Consider the following 18,676-nt stretch of genomic DNA (forward strand, 5'->3'; position numbering starts at 1 on the left):
GCGTTGCTCACGCAATTCTAGCGTGCGCCAAGTTTAGCGCGGTTCTACTGTGTTTGACTGAATTCGTGGCAGCGTTCAGTCCAGAAATTCTACTGGCCGCTCCCATTGGATTAAAACAACACAGCCCTCATTCGACCAGACAGAATGTGTGCTTCCGACGGGGTTCACAACGAGCGAGCCCTTCGGATAGGTGCCCCGCTCATCAGATTGCGCGCCTTCAAGCACAAAAATGGTTTCCAGCCCTGCATGGCGGTGCAGCGGAATACGTGCACCCGGCGCATAGCGCAGCAAGGCGACGGCCGGTGCACCTTGCGTTATGTGATAAATGTCAACGCCTTCCCGGAACGGTGCAAAGGGAAGATCCGCTATCTGGTCTGGTAAATCTGAGATGCAAATCGGGTCAGTCATGCCAAGCTGCCTCCAACTGGGCGAATTGGGCCGTCCAACCTACAATGGCGCCTTGCGCGCGGATCATCTCCAGCGTGGCCGTCTTGAATGAGGGGAAGTAGCTTTCGGTCGCATCCTCGATCAGCAGGCAATCATAGCCACGGTCATTGGCTTCGCGCATCGTGCTTTGAACACAGACTTCGGTGGTGACGCCCGCAAAGATCAGGCTGGTGATCCGTCTTTGTCGCAGGTGGTCGCCAAGCGGCGTTGCGAAGAAAGCCCCCTTTCCGGGTTTATCGATGACCAGCTCGCCCGCGATTGGGTAAAGTTCTGGAATAATATCCGCGCCGTCTTCACCCGCCACCAGGATCCGCCCCATTGGGCCCGGGTCACCAATCCGCAGACTGGGCGCGCCACGGTCGCGTTTTGACATCGGCAAATCGGACAAATCCGGCTTGTGACATTCGCGTGTGTGGATCACTTCGATCCCCTTACCGCGGCAAAACGCCAGCAGTGCGGACGCGGTCGGTACGATGCCTTGAAGCAACGAGACGTCGTTGCCCAGCGTCTCGCCAAACCCTCCGCGCTCTATAAAGTCGCGTTGCATGTCGATCACCACAAGCGCCGTTGTCGCCGGGTCGAAGGTGAACACAAATGGCAAGGCCGCATCGATTTTGACCATTACCCGTGCCCCCCCATATGGTGCCCAATGGTCGCGATATCGGCCTCAGCCGTCGGCATGTCATACGTGATTGCCCCTTCGGACATGACCAGCACGCGGTCCGTCAGCTCCATGATTTCGTCAAGGTCCTCTGACAGGATCAAGACAGCCGCGCCTGCATTTCGCGCCTTCATGATGCGCGCGCGTATTTCAGAAACAGCCGAAAAATCGAGGCCGAAGCACGGGTTGGAGATAATCAGTAAATCCACTTGCCCGGACAGCTCACGCGCCAAAACTGTGCGCTGGACGTTGCCACCAGACAACGCGCTGATGGGTGCGCTGATGGAAGTCGTCTTGACCTTGAATTGGTTAACCAGATCAAAAGCGCGGGCGCGCATGTTGCGGCCCGACAGCCAGAAGCCGCCATCTGTGTCAAAGCTGCGAAACGCGATGTTGTCACAGACAGACATGCGCGGGGCGCAGGCGTTGTGCAGTGGCTCTTCGGGCAGGAAACGGATGTTATGGCGGTGTGCCTCGCTGCGACTGGCAATGTAGGGCGTGCCCTTGACGCGGATCTCGCCGCTTTGGCAAGGACGCTGGCCTGTGAGGATCTCCATCAGCTCCATTTGACCGTTGCCCGAAATTCCGGCGACACCGACGATCTCAACTGCATGCACGCGCAAACTGTCGATCCGGATATCCTTGCGCCCGGTGCGGTCCGTGGCTTTGATCCCGGCCAGTTCCAATATCGGCGCACCACGTGTGCCAGCGCGGTGCGCTGGCTGAGCCAATTGCGCCTCCCCCATCATCAATCCGGCCATATCATCATGGCTTAGCTCAGCGACCTTGCCTCCGCCCACCAGCTTGCCACGCCGCAGGACGGAGACCGTATCGGCATAGGCCGTCACCTCGCGGAACTTGTGGGTGATCATGAGAACCGAGATCGCACCGTCCCGGCAAAGCGCACGCATGTGACTGAGCACTTCGTCTGCCTCGTCGGGGGTCAGCACGGAGGTCGGCTCGTCCAGTATCAAAAAACGCCTGCCCAGATAAAGCTGCTTGAGGATTTCAAGCTTCTGCTTCTCGCCGGCCGCAAGAGCGCGCACCGGCTGGTCAAGCGGCACCTGGAACGGCATGCCGTCCATGAAGTCCTGCAACGCGGCGCGTTCGGACCGCCAGTCGATGATGTTTGGAGCGTCCTCGCGGCTGATCACAAGGTTTTCCGCCACCGTCAGGGACGGAACCAGCGTGAAATGCTGATACACCATGCCTAGCCCAAGCGCATGGGCCGCTTTGGGATCGCTGATACGTGCCTCGCGCTGGTCGACGAGCATCTGGCCAGAGGTAGCGTGGTAAAACCCCATCATGCATTTCACCAACGTTGACTTGCCCGCGCCGTTCTCGCCCAAAAGCGCATGAAAACTACCGGGCGCGATCTTGATAGAGCAATCCTCCAGCGCCGTGAAACCGCCAAATTTCATCGTCATATTCAGGGTTTCGACGCCGATGGCTGTCATGGCAACTGGTCCAAAACCGCGCGGCTGTCGCTGACGGCGCCGAACACGCCGCCTTGCATGGTGACCATCTTCAAAGCTGCATTGTGATTGCCCTGATCCGTTGCCCCGCAACAATCGGACAGCACAAGGCATTCAAAGCCCCGATCGTTGCCTTCCCGCATGGTGGTGGAGACGCAGACATCGGTGGTGATCCCGGTCAGGATGATGTTCTCAATGCCGCGCGTGCGCAGGATCATCTCCAGGTCAGTGGCGTAGAAACTGCCCTTGCCGGGTTTGTCGATGATCGGCTCGCCGTCTTGCGGGTACAGTTCCGGGACTATGTCCCAACCCGCTTCGCCACGCACGAGGATCTTGCCGCAAGGCCCCGGATCACCAATGCCCGCCCCGATCTGCCGCGACCGCCAGCGTTTATTCGCAGGCAAATCCGTCAGATCAGCGCGGTGCCCTTCGCGGGTGTGAATGATGTGGTAGCCCCCGGCGCGCATGGCCTTCAACACTGCCTTGATCGGCTCAATGGGCGCTTGGGTCATCGACAGATCATAGCCCATCTTGTCGACATACCCGCCTTCACCGCAGAAATCTGTCTGCATGTCGATAATCATCAGCGCGGTGTTTTCGGGCCTGAGATCACCGTTATAGGGCCATGCATAGGGGTTGGCTTGGATGGTCATTCCGCGGCCTCTGATTTTGGAGAGTTGAACACGCGGGTCGGCGCGTCAAAGCCGAAGCCGCTGCCGTCGGTAACCATCACCTCGTCCTCCCACGGCAGGCGATACTGACCCGCCGCCAAATCGGTCATGTAAGTGTATGGGCAATCCTGCGCGCCGCCCTTGACTGCCACGTAGCCACGATGCCCGAATTGGTAAATGTTATTCTCTACCCCCCAGTTTGTCCGCGCCTCGCGCACCAGATCGGGGCGGACCTCGGCGGTGATGATCTCATCCGCGCGCCCCGAAGTGCCATGCGCAATGATGGACCCGTCGAAGTTGCAGATCATGCCCTCGCCCATGCTGTCAAACGTGCCGTCGCTGCCGCACATGCAGACATTGGCGGTGACCATGAGGTTGCAGAAGGCGTTGGATTGGTTGGTGAATTGCCAACTGTCCCGAATCGGCGCGGTATAACCTGCGGTGCGCAGCATGATCTCGGCGCCCTTATAGGCCGCCTCCCGCGCCATTTCGGGGAACATACCGTCGTGGCAAATGATTAGGGACAGTTTGCACCCGTTTGGCCCCTCTATAACGGGTATGCCACCGTCGCCGGGCTCCCAGGGCTCGACCGGCACCCAAGGGTGCATCTTACGGTAATAAAGCTGCACCTCGCCCAGATTATCGATGATCAGGCCCACGTTATAGGGCATGCCGCCGGGGTTCGCCTCCATGATCGAAAAGCAGCCCCAAATGTCGTTGTCGGTGCAGGCTTGCTTGAAGGCGGCGACCTCGGGGCCGTCCATCGTGCACATGATCTCAGGGTTGATGTCCATCGACAGCCCATGCAGCGCATATTCGGGGAAGACCACCAGGTCCATCGTGCCCATGTTGCGCCGCGCCTTGGCGGTCATCTCGACGATGCGGGCAGTTTGGGTGGCCAGATCGGCGGGGGTTTCGACCACGGGCAGTTTCAATTGCACCAAGCCGATCACAACGCCGTTTGGCGATTTGTTCAAGCCTCCGAGTCCGTTCATAGCTGCGTCTCCCTATTTGGTTATACTCAACTCCCCCGGCGCGCCGGTCATGGCGCGGGTGGGGGAGGAGGTTGCGATCAAAACACCCAACGTCAGCACGTAGGGTGCGGCGAAAAACAAGTAGTACCCTTCCGAGACACCCACCGATTGCAGCACCGGCCCAAGTGCACCAGCGCCTCCAAACAGCAACGCCGCACCAAAGCAGGCCAGCGGGTTCCAGCGCGCGAAAATCACCAAGGCGACTGCCATCAGACCTTGGCCGGAGGATATCCCTTCATTCCAACTTCCCGGGTAGTACAGCGACAGATAAGCTCCGCCGACGCCGGCAAAAGCCCCGCCAACTGCGGTCGCGCAGGTGCGGATCAGGGCTGGGCGCAGGCCCATGGCGCGCGCGGCATCCGTGCTGTCGCCGACAACGCGCAGGGTCAAACCGACCCGCGTGGTGCGCAGCATCCACCACAACAGAACGGCCAAAGCCGCGCCGATCAGGAACAACACATTGACTTCCAGAGCGGCGCGGACCTGCGGAACATCGGACCACCAGCCAAAGCTGATCGCGGGCAAATCCGGGGCCACGGGCTGCACGAAAGGTTTGCCAAAGTAAAACGCCAGCCCCATGCCGAGGATCATCATGGCGATGCCCACCGCGATATCGTTGACGCGCGGCAGGGAGCATATGACGCCGTGCACCAGCCCGAACAGCGCGCCACAAATGGCCGCTGCCAACACGCCAAGCCAGGGCGAGCCGGTCAGATAGGCAAGCGCGTAGCCCGACATCGCCCCAAAGACGAGCGTGCCTTCCAGGCCTAAATTGATGCGGCCGGAACGCTCGGTCAGCGCCTCACCAAGGCTGACAAACAGGAACGGCGTCGACACCCGGATCGCGCCGCCAAGAATGGCAAGCGGGATGATCCAATAGCCCAGATCCGTTTCCATCAGGCGGCCCTCCAGCGCTCAGGCGCGAAGAGCTTGAAACGGCCATAGAGCGTCTCAGACATTAGAATTGACATGAACACAAAGCCTTGCAGCACCAGCACAGTCGCGTCTGGCAGGTCCATGCGGCGCTGCACCAGGCCCGATGAGGCCTCAAATCCGGCCAGCAGGATTGCGACCGGGATGATGGCCAGCGGATTGTGCCGCGCGAGGAAGGCGATCAGGATGCCCGTGTAACCGTAGCCGCCCGCGAGGCTGGCATTGGCAGAGCCATGTACCGCCGCAACTTCGAAAAAACCGGCCATGCCCGCAAAAGCCCCGCCCAAAGCGGTGAAGCCCACGATCAACCTGCCCACGGGCAGACCCTGTACCTGCGCTGCGCGGACATTGCCGCCCGCGATGCGCGCAGCAAAGCCCCATGTGGTTTTGTCGATCAAAATCCAGACCAGCACGCAGGCGATAACGCCAAAGGCCAGACCCCAATGCACGTCCCAGCCGGGGAGCGTGCCGACCCGCAAAGCATCAACCAAGGGTTCTGTGGACGGCTTGTTCAGGCTCGCCGGATCGCGCAAGGGTCCCTCGACCATATGGTTCATCAGCGCAATCGCGATGTAGGCCATGAGAAGGCTGGCAATGGTCTCGTTCACGCCGCGATAATGTCGCAAAACGCCAATGGCCCCGATCCAAACCGCGCCGATCACCATGGCGGTCAGCAGCATGGCAGGAAGGGCGATGAGCGCCGGTGTTCCGGCCAACAGAGCACCGGCAAACCCCGCGCCGACGCCGCCCAGCACAATCGCGCCCTCGCCGCCAATAACCACCAGACCCAGTCGCGCGGGCAAGGCCACACACAAGGCGGCCAGCAACAAAGGTGCCGCGCGCGACAGGGTGTTTTCCCACGAAAACGCGGTGCCGAAGCCCGCGCGGTAGACCAGCGCAAAGAAATCCGCAGGCGACTTGCCTTGCAGCAGCAAAAACAGGCTAAATGCGGCAAAGCCCACCAGCAATGCGCCAATAGGCAAGACAACGGCCTCCGCGCGGCGCGCAAGCCCGGCCCAGCCAACAGCAGGCCGTGCGGGAGCAGTGTCTGAGACAGGCAATGTCATTGATCAGGAGGTCGAGCCGATCACGCCCTCGACCAGATAATCCATGCTCTCCAAGGCGATGTCATCCTCGGCAAAGCCTTCGCCTGCGGCCGCGATCACGTTGCCGGTGTTGTCCTTCAGAGGGCCTTTGATGGCTGCGAACCCTCCGGCCATGATCTCAGCCTTCACGGCTTCAAACTGGGCGCGGGACGCGTCTGAAACTGCAGGGCCAAGCGGGGACATCTTGATGAAGCCGTCGGCCAAACCGCCGCGCACGAAGTTGTCGATGGTGCCGCCGTCCAGCACGGTCTGCACCATGCCCGTGTAGACGCCCGCCCAGTTCCATTCGGCCCCGGTCAGGTACTTCTCGGGTGCCAGCGGCGACTGGTTGGCATGGTAGCCGCAGACAAAACAATCGCGTCCGGCGGCGGTTTCCATCACCACTTTGGGTCCGTCCACATGGCAGGTGATCACATCGCAGCCCGCATCAGCGAGGGCATTGGTGGCCTCCGCCTCTTTGACCGCCAGTGACCATTCGCCCGTAAAGATGACCTGACAGGTGATCTCAGGATCGACCTGCCGCGCGCCCAGAAGGAAAGAGTTGATGTTCAGCAGCACCTGCGGGATCGGTTTCGCTGCGACAAAGCCAATTTTCTTGGTTTTGGTAGCGTGCCCGGCGGTAATGCCATTCAGATACTGCCCCATGCCAATATAGCCGAAATAAGAGCCGACATTGGTGGGCATACCGTCCGTCCAAAGCCCGGCTGCGTGCTGGAACCGCACATCGGGATGTTTGGGGGCAACCGCCAGCACATGCGGGTCGAAATAGCCAAATGAGGTCGGAAAGAGCAGTTTGGCATCGTCGAAATTGATCATCGACTCCATGGATTTCTGTACGTCGATGGTCTCGGCCACATTTTCTTCCTCGACGACGACGACGCCCTCCATCGCTTTCACGGCGGCGGCACCCTCGGCATGGGCCTGATTGTAACCAAAATCGTCTTTCGGTCCAACATAGATGAAGCCAATAGTCAAAGGGCTGTGGCCGTCCGCAAAGCCCATCTGGGGCACGGTGGCGGCACTGGCCAAAGCGGCGGTGCCCTTAAGAAAGCCGCGACGCGACAGGGGTGAGAATGACATGAGAAATGCTCCTTCAACGCGATGTATGGCCCGGCTGCGCAGACATCTCGCAACGCCCGGTTTGGATCTTGCCTAGGATGCAAGGAGAGAAGCGCTGTTGTCTTCTGCTAATAATTCACCGTTACGATGCAAAAAATGCATCAGTGAGATGCGCGCTACTGGGCGACAAGCGCTTCAAGCGCTGCAACAAGCTGCTGTCCGAATTTGGCAGAGGCAACGGGCAGCGCACGCCCCTTCATTTGCCCCAATAACAGCTGCCCCGGCCGGACGTCGCGTTCCGCCAGCGGCCTGTGCCCAAACCCGGCCTCTTGAGGCGGTCTCAGGCCAATCGGAATCTGAAACCCCACAGCATCTTCCTGCAACACGTAATGGCGAATCAGGTCAAAGGACTCTGTCTCCAGCGTCGGCGCCAGCGTGCGTCCTATCGAGGTGGCCGCAAGTTCCAGAAGGTTGCGCACCCCGTAAGCAGAGGTCGGCAGGATAAGTCGGTGGTTCAGGCAATCGCGCAATCGCAAGGCCGGCCCTTTCCCAAGCGGACTGTCTTTTGAATAGACAGCATGCACCCGTTGCGGCACGGCGTAGAGCACATCAAATTCGACCAGATGAACGGGCTCGAACACGAGGGCAAGATCGCTGCTGTAGGTGGCCAGATCACGCTCTGCCTGCACACGGTCACGCACATTGATCGAAAAGGTCACGCCGGGATGATTGGCCCGGTAAATTGCAATCTGCTGCGGCAGAAAATACGGTAACAACGCCTGTGAACAGGCGATCGATATATGTCCGCGCCGCTCGCCTGACAGATCAGCCACCTGGCTTTGGACGCGGGCCAAATCGGTGCGTTGCAGTCGGATATGTTGCATCAGCAACTCGCCCGCCGGATTCAGCCGCATGCCACGCGGCAGGCGTTCAAAGATTGGCCAGCCAAATTCCTGCTCGAACCCTTGGATGCGCCGGTTGAGCGCCGACGCTGTTAGGTTGGTGTCCTCTGCCGCTTTTCTGATTGAGCCCGCGCGCACGACCGCCTCAATGAGCTCAAAGGTTCGCAAATACTTCATATAAAGCAATTTCCCCAGGCCGATGCAAATTTTGCACCGGTTATATTCTTTTATAGCATTAGAAGTGAACGCTTTTCCATCGCAACCTTCCTGGAAATGCGAGTCGCTCGGCGCGGCACCAACAGTGAGGGGTTCACATGACTGATCAGACTTCGAGACGTAGCTTCCTGAAAATGGGCGCTGCCGGCGCATCAATGCTGCCGCTTTTGCGCGCGTTGCCTGCCTCGGCGCAGGGCAGTGACACGCTGGTTGTGGTGACCGGAGCCACGATCAACAGCCTTGATCTGCACCGTACCGGGACAAGCCGCGCCTCCTATCAGGTTGGCATCAATTGCTATGACCGTCTGCTGACATTCGGCACAAAGGAGGTGCCGGGTAATGGTTTGTCCTATGACTACACTGTGGTGGAGCCGGAACTGGCAGAAAGCTGGACCGAATCCGACGACGGCCTGACGCTGACCTTCAAGCTGAAATCCAACGCGACCTTCTGGGATGGCCGTAAAGTGACCGCGGCAGACGTGAAATGGTCTTTTGACCGAGCGGTGTCAGTGGGTGGCTTCCCGACAGTTCAGATGAAGGCAGGCGGGCTGGAGCGCCCCGAGCAGTTCGTGGCCGTGGATGACGAGACCTTTGTGATCAAGCTCGACCGTCCATCCAAACTGACCATCCCTGATTTGGCCGTGCCGGTGCCCTACATCATCAACTCGGCCGAGGCTGTGGCCAATGCCACCGAAGACGATCCTTGGGCGCTGGAGTATCTGCACACGACACCGGCCGGGTCCGGGGCCTATAAGGTCGCGCGCTGGAATCCCGGCGAGCAGCTGGTTTATGAACGCAACGATGACTGGGTCGGCGGACCATTGCCCGCCACCAAGCGCGTTGTAATCCGCGAGGTGCCAAGCCCAGCCACACGGCGCGCCCTGATCGAGCGCGGTGACGTGCAGGTCGCCTTCAACATCCCCGACAAGGACGCAGCAGAGCTTGCCGACACGCTGGATGTGTTCTCGACCCCGGTGGAAAACTGCATTCACTGCCTCTGCCCGAACTTCTCGTTCGAGCCGTTTCAGGACCCCGACGTGCGCAAGGCCATTGCCTATGCGGTGCCTTACGAGGACATCTTCCAAGCCGCAGCGTTCGGGCGAGGCTTGCCACTTTGGGGTGGCTCAGAAGAGATCACCGACATCGCTTGGCCGCGCAAGACGCAATATTTCACCGATCTGGACAAAGCCAAAGAGCACATGGCGAATTCCGCCTACGCGGACGGGTTCGACGTCCCGTTGTCGATCAGCCTCGATCTGGCATCGTGGATGGAACCGACCGCATTGCTCGTGCAAGAAGCGCTCGGCAAGATCGGGATCAACGTCACGATTGAGAAGATCCCCGGCGCCAATTGGCGCACCGCCGTTCTGGTTGAAAAGCGCTTGCCGCTGCATCTGGAAAACTTTGGCGGCTGGCTGAACACGCCCGATTACTACTTCTTCTGGGCCTACAAGGACGGGCACTTGTTCAACTCGTCGAATTACCGCAACGAAGAGATCGAGGCGCTGGTCGACGCCACCCTCCATATGCCGATGGATGATCCGGAATATGCGCCGCAAATCCAGCGTATGTTTGAGATCGCTCTGGATGAGCTGCCGCGCATCCCGCTGTACCAACCAGCGCTGAACGTTGCCACCAATGGGGCCGAAGGATACGAATTCTGGTTCCACCGCCAGCTTGACGTCCGCGTTCTCAGCGCTGTCTAGGCATGTTGGCCTCCTCCCCCCGGCTGCGCGCAATCTTGTTGCGCGTGGCGCAGGCCATTCCGGTGGTCATCGGTGTCGTGGTGATCAGCTTCCTGTTGACCCGGGCGCTGCCCGGGGACCCTGCGGTCTATTTCGCAGGGGTCGCGGCCGATGAGGCTTCGATCGAGGAAACGCGCGTGGCAATGGGCCTTGATAAACCCTTGCCCGTTCAGTTTCTCCACTACGTCGGAGATTTGTTGCGGGGCGATCTGGGGCAATCGTTGTCCAGCGGGCGGGCCGTCGCGACTGATCTGGCGAACCGCTTGCCCGCCTCGTTGGAGCTGACTTTGACAGCCTTGATCCTCGCCGTGGTCATCGCCGTTCCGCTTGGCGTTTTGGCCGCGACCCGGCCCGGCACCTGGGTGGATCACCTCTGCCGTGTGCTCGTTACGGCAGGTGTGTCGCTTCCAACGTTCTTTACCGGCATCCTGCTGATTTATATATTTTATTATCTACTTGGCATTGCCCCCTCACCATTGGGACGGCTGGATTTTATCTACCTTTCCCCCGATCATGTTACAGGTTTCTACCTGATCGATGCCGCCCTAATGGGCGATTGGGAGACGTGGCGCGGCGCGGCCAAGCAATTGGTGCTGCCCGCCGCGACTTTGGCGTTGTTCACGCTGGCACCCATCGCCCGCATGACCCGCGCCGCGATGCTGACCGCGCTGTCATCGGATTTCATTCGTACCGCCAAGGCGGCAGGGCTGTCCAACCGCGCGGTGCTCTACCGCTACGCCTTTCGCAACGCGCTTTTGCCGGTGGTCACGACGCTTGGCATGGTCTTTTCCTTCGCGCTGGGGGCCAATGTGCTGGTGGAAAAGGTCTTCGCCTGGCCCGGCATCGGATCCTATGCGGTCGAGGCGCTGGTGGTCTCCGACTATGCCGCCGTGCAGGGCTTTGTGCTGGCCATGGCGCTGCTGTTCGTGGTGTTGAACCTCGTGATCGACCTGCTTTACACTGCGATCGACCCTCGCATCGGGTTTGACGCGCAATGAGCGATTTCACCCCCACCGACCTGCCGCGCAAGCAAAGCACACTGGATCATGTGGTCTACGTTTTGCGCGCTAACCCGGTCACACTGATCGCTTTTGGCATGTTCGCCTTCCTCATCCTGTCGGCGATCATCGGCCCCGCATTGGTGCCATATGACCCGCTGGCCACAAATGCCAGCAACGCCTTGCAACCGCCATCATCCGCGCATTGGTTTGGCACAGACCAGGTTGGGCGCGACGTGTTCAGCCGGGTCATCGTGGCGACGCGGCTGGATCTGACAATCTCTGTGGCTGCCGTTGCGATCTCCTTTGTGGTGGGATCTGTCATGGGCTGCATCGCGGGCTATTGGGGCGGCTGGCCCGATATCATCCTCAACCGCTTTCTCGACACGATCATGGCCTTCCCGCTGTTCGTGCTGGCCATGGGCATTGTGGCCGCCTTGGGCAACACGGTCGAAAACATCATCTACGCGACGGCCATCATCAACATGCCCTTCTATGCGCGCCTCGTACGCGCTGAGGTCAACATTCGCCGCGACGCGGGCTTTGTACGCGCGGCCAAGCTGGCGGGCAGTTCCGACATCCGGGTGCTGGCCACGCAAATTTTTCCCAACGCGCTGCCGCCCATGATGGTGCAGGTGTCGCTCAACCTCGGCTGGGCGATCCTGAATGCCGCGGGCCTGTCTTTCATCGGTCTCGGCGTCAGCCCGCCCACGCCGGAATGGGGTATCATGGTGGCCGAAGGTGCGAACTTCATCGTCTCTGGTGAGTGGTGGTTGGCGGTTTTCCCGGGCCTTTGGCTCATGTTCGCGGTCTTCACCTTCAACCTGTTGGGCGACGGGCTGCGCGACATTGTCGACCCGCGCAAAAGGACGTGACTGGATGCTGAGTGTCAAAGACCTGAGCGTCATTTTCCATACAAGACGCGGTGCCGTTGACGCGGTGCGTGGCGTAAGTTTTGACGTGGCCAAGGGCGAGATTCTGGGCATTGTCGGCGAAAGCGGGTCGGGCAAATCGGTCACGTCCTACGCGCTGATGCGCATTCTGGATGCGGGTGGCACGATCAAAGCGGGGGAGGCCACATACTCCGGTATCGACCTGCGGCGTGCGCGCGAACACGACATGCGCGACATCCGGGGCCGCGAAATCTCGATGATCTTCCAAAATCCGCGTGCGGCGTTGAACCCTATCCGAAAAGTGGGTCATCAGATCGAGGACGTGCTGCGCCAACATGCCCGCGCCACCCGCTATGATGCGCGCGACAAGGCGATTGCCGCCATGGAGGCGGTCAAGATCAACGACGCCGCCGCGCGTTATGAAGCCTATCCTTTCGAGCTGTCAGGCGGGATGTGCCAACGCATCGTTTGCGCCATTGCGCTTGCCTGCAAGCCGCGCCTGCTGATCGCGGACGAGCCAACGACGGGCCTTGATATCACAACCCAAAAGGCGGTGATGGATCTTGTGCGTGACCTGATCCGCGAACGCGACATGAGCAGCATCCTGATCACCCATGATCTGGGTCTTGCCGCGCAATATTGCGACCGGCTGATCGTGATGAAAGACGGGCAGATCATCGAACAGGGCGATCCCGAGCAGATTTTCAGCCAGCCCCAGCACCCCTATAGCCGAAAGCTGGTCGATGCGACCCCGCGCGCCGGTGCCTCCGTGCGGGACCTGCTGCCCGCCGAGGCCCGCGCGCCAGAGCCGCGCATTGTGATCTCCGACCAGCCGTTGGTTGAGGTTCGCGATCTGGTCAAAACCTATGCGGGCAAGTCCGGGCCTGTGCATGCGGTCAAAGGGATTTCTTTCACAGTGAACAAGAGCCAATGCGTTGGGCTTGTGGGCGAAAGCGGTTGTGGCAAGTCCACAACCTCCGAGATGCTGGTGCGGCTGATGGACGCCACGTCTGGCCAGATCATCTTTGACGGCAATGATATCGCCCAAACGCCCGCACGCGGCTTTGCCAAAGACCCAAGGCGCGCCGAAATCCAGATGGTATTTCAGGACGCCACAGATAGCCTGAATCCGCGACATAGCGCGCGCCAGGCGATTGCCGAGCCGTTGCAGCGTTTGGGCAAGATGCGCGGTGCTGCACTGAGCGTGCGGATCGAAGAGTTGGCAGGTCTGGTCGGCCTGCCGCTATCGCTGCTGGATCGCTTTCCGCATCAGCTGTCGGGGGGCCAGAAGGCGCGGGTGGGAATCGCGCGTGCTGTGGCGTTGGACCCGAAGTTTTTGATCCTTGATGAACCCACTGCCGCTCTTGATGTCTCGATCCAAGCGGTTGTATTGAACTTGCTGGTCGATCTGCGCGCCAAGCTCGGTCTCAGCTACCTGTTTGTCAGCCACGACCTGCATGTGGTGAGGCTGCTCTGCGATCATGTCATTGTCATGAAAGACGGAGAAATCGTTGAAGAAGGTCCCGCTGCGCAGGTCATGTCACAGCCACAGAGCCCCTACACCAAATCCCTTATTGCCGCCGCGCCCAAACCGCCGAAACGCGCTGCAACCATAGACCAATTGGAGACATCCGATGCTCAGCACTCTGCCCTTCACGATCAACGCGCTTCGTGAGGCCTACGCCTCGGGCACGCGCCCGGCGGATGTCATCGACGAGATATTCAGCCGGCTAGACGCCGTGGGCGACCCAGGCATCTTTATCCATCTTCGTGATCGCGACGACCTTGTGGCTGAGGCAAATGCGCTTGGTCCATATGACCCGTTGGTGCCACTTTGGGGCATTCCCTTTGCTGCCAAAGACAATATCGACGTCGCCGGAATTGAGACGACTGCCGGCTGCCCCGCCTATGCCTACACGCCCGATCAGGATGCCTTTGTGATAGCGAAGCTCCGTGCGGCGGGGGCCTTGATGATCGGCAAAACCAACCTTGATCAGTTCGCGACCGGCCTTGTCGGTGTCCGCACGCCCTATGGTGCGCCGCTGAATGCGGTCGATCCGGAGATCGTTCCGGGTGGATCATCCGGCGGCTCTGGCGTGATCGTGGGGCACGGTATCGTGTCGTTTTCGCTGGGCACTGACACGGCGGGCTCTGGCCGGGTGCCTGCCGCCTTGAACAATATTGTCGGGCTGAAACCGACTTTGGGTGCGTTGTCAGCAAGCGGGGTTGTGCCCGCCTGCCGCACGCTGGACACGGTGTCGATCTTTGCGATGACGGTGGACGACGCTTACGCGGCCTTCGCCGTGGCGCGCGGTTTCGACGGAAAAGACGCCTATTCCAAACCGCTTGTCCATGAGGACTTGACCGAACCGCCGCAGCCTTTGCGGGTTGGCATCCCGGATGCAGGCTCTATCGAGTTCTTTGGCGACACGGTTCAGCAGGCCGCGTTCGAGCGGGACGTGGCCGCGCTGAAGGCTCGCGGCGCCGTATGCGAAGAAATCGATTTCGAGCCGCTCTACGCCATTGCGCGGATGCTTTACGAAGGGGCCTGGGTCGCCGAGCGCTATACCGTGATCGCCGACCTGCTGGCGAGCGACCCCGACGCGGTGCATCCAGTGACCCGCCAGATCATCACCCATGCAGAAAGCATGTCTGCTGCTGACGCGTTCACCGGCATCTACCGCTTGGCCGAACTGAAACGTGCTGCAGAACCAGTGCTGGACAAGCTTGATCTGCTATGCGTACCGACGGTGCCGACCTTCTTTTCCGTCGCCGACCTAGAGGCCGACCCGGTCACGCCCAATTCCAACAATGGCACCTATACGAATTTCGTGAACCTTTTGGATATGTGTGGCCTTGCTGTGCCAACGGCTCCGCGCAGCGATGGAAGACCGGGCAGTGTCACTTTGCTGGCGGCCGCAGGTCAGGATGCGCTGGTCGCCAGTGTCGCACGCGGGTTTGAACACGACTGCCCGCGCAACATGGGGGCGACCGGCCACGCCGTTCCCACGCCTGCGCCTTTGCCTCCCGCCACGCCGGATACGATCGAGATCGCCGTGTGCGGCGCGCATATGACCGGACTGCCGCTGAACTGGCAACTGACCGATTTGGGGGGGCGCTTGCTGCGCTCAGCCAGGACAACGCCCAATTATAAGTTCTACGCCCTTGCCGGCGGACCACTGGCGCGCCCCGGATTGATTAAGGCCGCGGGATTACATGCGGGATCAATCGCGCTCGAAGTATGGAGCCTGCCAGCGACAGCTTTTGGGGCGTTCATGGCGGGCATCCCCGCGCCGCTAGGCATCGGCACCATTGATCTGGCTGACGGAACATCGGTGAAAGGTTTCTTGTGCGAAACAGCGGGATTGGACGGTGCCTTGGACATCACAAGTCTGGGCGACTGGCGTGTGTTTATTGAACAGCAAAGCGAACTGGCATGACCTCGCGCGCGGAAGAGCGCCTCGCCAAGTTGGGTCTTGAATTGCCCCCGGATTGGACCCCGCGCGGGCAGTTCCTGCCATTTCGCCGCGACGGGGCCATCGTCTATCTATCGGGCCAGATCTGTGAATGGGATGGCGCTGTCACCCATACCGGACCTGCGCAAGATACGCCCGAGGGCATCAAGACAGCACGCAAGGCCGCGCAAATTTGCGCCCTGAACCTACTATATCGGCTGCGCGAGGCCTGTGACGGTGATCTGGACCGTGTCGATGCGGTCCTGCGCCTTGGCGGCTTCGTCAACTGCACCTCTGGCTTTGGCCAAAGCCCGGCTGTCATCAATGGCGCAACCGAGCTTTTCATCGCCCTGTTCGGCGAGGACGGCTGGCATGCCCGTACCGCCGTCGGCGTGTCCGGCTTGCCCGGCAATGCCATGGTCGAGGTCGATGCAATCGTCAGGTTAACGCGGTAAACGGGGCGCTGAAAGTCTGGGCGCGTGGTGTTCCAGGCGGGCCGCCATCTCTAGTAAAAAGAGGTCCTGACCGGGATGCGCGGCCAGCATCACTGAACGGGGCCGCAACAGCGTGTCGATGCCCCAGGGCAGGCACACCAGCGGCCCGCCGAACACCGTCCACGGTGTCAGCCAGTCCTGAAAACCGGTGGTTCCGTCGATCAGCGGTGCGCCATCGGGGACGGGTAAAGTCAGGATCAGGTCAGTGCCCCGCATCGCATCCCAGAACGCAGTGCGCGCGCCGGTCAAGAGGGTTCGCGCCTCGGAAAGGGTGGTCTTATCCAGATCGCGGCCAGCCTCCATTCCCGCTCGAAAATTTGGTTTGAGCATCTGGGCTTTGTCGTCCAACAAGGCGTGATGCGCTGCGAATGCTTCGGCGCACATCACGCAACGGTGGGCGCTGACCACGCTCCCCACATCAGCGGGAAGGACAATTTCCGTTACGCCCGACAGTGTACCAAGCGCGCCTCGCGCGTCGTCCAAGGCTTGCAACCAATCGGGCGAAACCTCGGCTTTCGTATCCCAAAGCCCGCATGCGACCCTCGGGGCGTTGAGCGCTCCCATTGTGGCGGCCGGGGCGAGCACACGGGCCGCGCGCTGCCCCAAGCTGACGTCGCGCGCAATGATGCCTACCGTATCAAAGCTGCGCGCCAAGGGTGTCACTCCACCCATCGGAAACAGCCCTGCACTTGGCTTAAATCCCACCGCCCCACAATAGGCAGCGGGGCGAATCAAAGACCCGGCGGTCTGCGTTCCAAGCGCAATGTCTACAACCCCAGCTCCAACCGCAGCGCCCGACCCGCTGCTGGAGCCACCGGGCGAGCGTGACAGATCATGTGGGTTGTGACACGGTGTGGGGTCAGTAAACGCAAATTCCGTTGTGGTGGTCTTTCCGACAATCTGTGCGCCCGCCGCGCGCAGCCGCTCAACAACCACCGCGTCATGTTCTGCAGGCATTGCATCTGCGCAGACCGCACTTCCGTTTCTTGTCGGCAGCCCCGCGACGTCGATGATGTCTTTAACCCCCACAGTCAGACCAGCTAACGGGCCGGGCCTGATGGAGGGCTTGGTGACGGGCACGTCGGAGAGTTCCACGAAGGCTTGTATATATGGCTCCCAAGCGTAAAGCGCGCTTGTCATTCGACCTCTCGCGCCACGCCGATCAAATGGTCCCGCGATATCATGGCCTCGAGTTGCGTAAGGTCGAACCTTTCCACACCAGCAGGGGCGGCGGGCAAGACCAGATACCGCATGTCTGCATTGCTGTCATGAACATCCAGTTGAACCTCCATCGGCAAGTCCAGCCCAAACTCTTTCAGCACCTGCCGGGGTTCGCGGACCGACCTGGCCCGGTACGCTTTGGAGATGTACCACGATGGTGGTTGCCCCAGAATAGAACGCGGATAGCAGGAACATAAGGTGCACGTGATCAAGTTGTGCAGGGACGGTGTGTTTTCGACCACGATGATGCTGGCCTCGGTGACCGGAATGCCCAATTCCTGCACCGCAGCGCGTCCATCATCCAGCAAACGCCGCTTGTATGCGGGATTAAGATAGGTGCCACAATAGCCCACAATTTCACCAGCCTTGCGACGGATGTAATGAGGAATGCGCACATGCCCAGCCTTTCCAAGCGCCAGTACCTGAACACGATCGCCTGCGCGAAACCGTGTCATTCGCATCCAGCCGTTTCCTGCCAGCGGTCGCGTCCTGCTGCAACAGCAGCGTCCAGTTCCGCCTGCGTGATGATGCCTTTCTCAAGGAGGATATCGTTCATGGCCTCAAGCCGGCGCCGATAAAACGAAAATTGGTTGTACTTCTCAACGCCGAAGCTCTCAAAGCCCCGCCGCACCTCATCGAGCGATACGATACGCCGCGTGCCGTCCCCCAGGAGACCGCGGATCGCCTCAACCTGTTTTTCCCAATGGAGCCACGGCAGTTCGACTTTAGGAATCTCGCCAGCCGTATCGCCACCGACATCATGGTAACCTCGGGGTCCTTTTTCATCGCTCATGCGTATTTGCCTCCTTGATTATCGTGGTGCAGCGCCATGATGCGAACAAATGCTATTTTTTCAGACTAGCGGTGCGAAAATCGAACCGGTCATTGGAAAAGGTGACGCCGTCACCCTGAAAATGAGGCGAACCAAGTTACTGTTGCCGGACTTAACTGCATTCGTTGTAGACGTTTTGAACAGTGACGACGCCCGCTGAAGACTGATCAGCAAGAGAAGCAAGCGTCCCCGCCCTAAACCAATTCTCAACTGACAGGGACGTTCAAAATTGCAAAGCGGTATCAATCACTACATCTCTTTGCGGCGCGGGTAGGGCCCAATGCCGTTCAAGGTTTGACGCGTTTGAATTCAAGATAACCACATCAACCGCCAAAGCGCTCCAGAAGGCGAGATCACGCGCACAGATAAGGCACACGAACGGCGATGAACCTCCCAAAATTGATGGACATATTTCCAACCTGTTACTGGTCATGCTGGACTGACACGTTGAAAGGCGACTTTGGTCGTTTTCCGACCATCGGCATATACTGCAGCGCATGATAGTCTGGGATCTGCGTAGTCATTAGATTGATC

At 60.1% G+C, this 18,676-nt stretch carries 18 protein-coding genes; 6 read left to right on the plus strand and 12 right to left on the minus strand.

The features are described from left to right. Positions 1-75 precede the first annotated feature (75 nt). The 9 genes from RLO149_RS19415 to RLO149_RS19455 all read right to left on the minus strand — a co-directional run bounded on the left by RLO149_RS19415 (position 76) and on the right by RLO149_RS19455 (position 8,465). Entirely contained in the window at positions 76-408 is a 333-nt protein-coding gene (locus RLO149_RS19415) for a cupin domain-containing protein (protein ID WP_013963782.1), read from the minus strand. Next, positions 401-1,069 (minus strand): cysteine hydrolase family protein, encoded by a 669-nt coding sequence (locus RLO149_RS19420; RefSeq protein WP_013963783.1) that lies wholly within the window; start codon positions 1,067-1,069, stop codon positions 401-403. The genes RLO149_RS19415 and RLO149_RS19420 overlap by 8 nt, the downstream gene beginning before the upstream one ends. Next, a complete protein-coding gene (locus RLO149_RS19425; protein WP_013963784.1) occupies positions 1,069-2,565 on the minus strand; it encodes an ABC transporter ATP-binding protein in 1,497 nt (498 codons plus the stop codon). Before RLO149_RS19425 ends, RLO149_RS19420 begins: the two co-directional genes overlap by 1 nt. Beyond that, positions 2,562-3,236, minus strand: coding sequence for a biuret amidohydrolase (biuH, locus tag RLO149_RS19430; RefSeq protein ID WP_013963785.1), 675 nt, complete (start codon positions 3,234-3,236; stop codon positions 2,562-2,564). Before biuH ends, RLO149_RS19425 begins: the two co-directional genes overlap by 4 nt. Beyond that, positions 3,233-4,249, minus strand: coding sequence for a formamidase (locus RLO149_RS19435; RefSeq protein WP_013963786.1), 1,017 nt, complete (start codon positions 4,247-4,249; stop codon positions 3,233-3,235). Before RLO149_RS19435 ends, biuH begins: the two co-directional genes overlap by 4 nt. A 12-nt stretch (positions 4,250-4,261) precedes the next feature. Further along, a complete protein-coding gene (locus RLO149_RS19440) occupies positions 4,262-5,185 on the minus strand; it encodes an ABC transporter permease (protein ID WP_013963787.1) in 924 nt (307 codons plus the stop codon). After that, positions 5,185-6,288, minus strand: coding sequence for an ABC transporter permease (locus tag RLO149_RS19445; protein WP_013963788.1), 1,104 nt, complete (start codon positions 6,286-6,288; stop codon positions 5,185-5,187). Before RLO149_RS19445 ends, RLO149_RS19440 begins: the two co-directional genes overlap by 1 nt. A gap of 3 nt (positions 6,289-6,291) precedes the next feature. Next, positions 6,292-7,407, minus strand: coding sequence for a BMP family ABC transporter substrate-binding protein (locus RLO149_RS19450; RefSeq protein WP_013963789.1), 1,116 nt, complete (start codon positions 7,405-7,407; stop codon positions 6,292-6,294). A gap of 155 nt (positions 7,408-7,562) precedes the next feature. After that, the gene (locus RLO149_RS19455) at positions 7,563-8,465 is read right to left on the minus strand and encodes a LysR family transcriptional regulator (RefSeq protein ID WP_013963790.1); all 903 of its coding nucleotides are present in this window, start codon (positions 8,463-8,465) and stop codon (positions 7,563-7,565) included. Between the two features lie 137 nt (positions 8,466-8,602). Between RLO149_RS19455 and RLO149_RS19460 the strand changes: the two genes are divergently transcribed. The 6 genes from RLO149_RS19460 to RLO149_RS19485 are packed head-to-tail and all read left to right on the plus strand — an operon-like array spanning position 8,603 to position 16,050. Next, on the plus strand, positions 8,603-10,210 hold the full coding sequence (locus RLO149_RS19460) for an ABC transporter substrate-binding protein (RefSeq protein ID WP_013963791.1): 1,608 nt from the start codon (positions 8,603-8,605) through the stop codon (positions 10,208-10,210). Between the two features lie 2 nt (positions 10,211-10,212). Beyond that, positions 10,213-11,247, plus strand: a complete 1,035-nt coding sequence (locus RLO149_RS19465; RefSeq protein WP_013963792.1) for an ABC transporter permease — start codon at positions 10,213-10,215, stop codon at positions 11,245-11,247. Further along, a complete protein-coding gene (locus tag RLO149_RS19470) occupies positions 11,244-12,122 on the plus strand; it encodes an ABC transporter permease (protein ID WP_013963793.1) in 879 nt (292 codons plus the stop codon). The genes RLO149_RS19465 and RLO149_RS19470 overlap by 4 nt, the downstream gene beginning before the upstream one ends. 4 nt (positions 12,123-12,126) lie before the next feature. Beyond that, the gene (locus RLO149_RS19475) at positions 12,127-13,815 is read left to right on the plus strand and encodes a dipeptide ABC transporter ATP-binding protein (RefSeq protein WP_013963794.1); all 1,689 of its coding nucleotides are present in this window, start codon (positions 12,127-12,129) and stop codon (positions 13,813-13,815) included. Further along, complete coding sequence (gene atzF, locus RLO149_RS19480; RefSeq protein WP_013963795.1) at positions 13,775-15,580, plus strand: allophanate hydrolase; 1,806 nt, start codon at positions 13,775-13,777, stop codon at positions 15,578-15,580. The genes RLO149_RS19475 and atzF overlap by 41 nt, the downstream gene beginning before the upstream one ends. After that, entirely contained in the window at positions 15,577-16,050 is a 474-nt protein-coding gene (locus tag RLO149_RS19485) for a RidA family protein (protein WP_013963796.1), read from the plus strand. Before atzF ends, RLO149_RS19485 begins: the two co-directional genes overlap by 4 nt. On the opposite strand, the gene RLO149_RS19490 is transcribed toward RLO149_RS19485, so the two are convergent. Genes RLO149_RS19490 through RLO149_RS19500 form a run of 3 tightly spaced genes read right to left on the minus strand, consistent with a single transcriptional unit; the run spans position 16,039 to position 18,103 of the window. Further along, positions 16,039-17,229: an amidase gene (locus RLO149_RS19490; protein ID WP_013963797.1), complete on the minus strand. Its 1,191-nt coding sequence runs from the start codon at positions 17,227-17,229 to the stop codon at positions 16,039-16,041. The two genes, RLO149_RS19485 and RLO149_RS19490, sit on opposite strands and share 12 nt — an antisense overlap. Then, positions 17,226-17,771 (minus strand): nitrile hydratase subunit alpha, encoded by a 546-nt coding sequence (locus tag RLO149_RS19495; RefSeq protein ID WP_083825488.1) that lies wholly within the window; start codon positions 17,769-17,771, stop codon positions 17,226-17,228. The genes RLO149_RS19490 and RLO149_RS19495 overlap by 4 nt, the downstream gene beginning before the upstream one ends. Continuing rightward, entirely contained in the window at positions 17,762-18,103 is a 342-nt protein-coding gene (locus RLO149_RS19500) for an SH3-like domain-containing protein (RefSeq protein WP_013963799.1), read from the minus strand. The genes RLO149_RS19495 and RLO149_RS19500 overlap by 10 nt, the downstream gene beginning before the upstream one ends. Between the last annotated feature and the right edge of the window lie 573 nt (positions 18,104-18,676).

This window comes from Roseobacter litoralis Och 149 (genome assembly GCF_000154785.2).
In the GTDB taxonomy this organism is placed as follows: domain Bacteria; phylum Pseudomonadota; class Alphaproteobacteria; order Rhodobacterales; family Rhodobacteraceae; genus Roseobacter; species Roseobacter litoralis.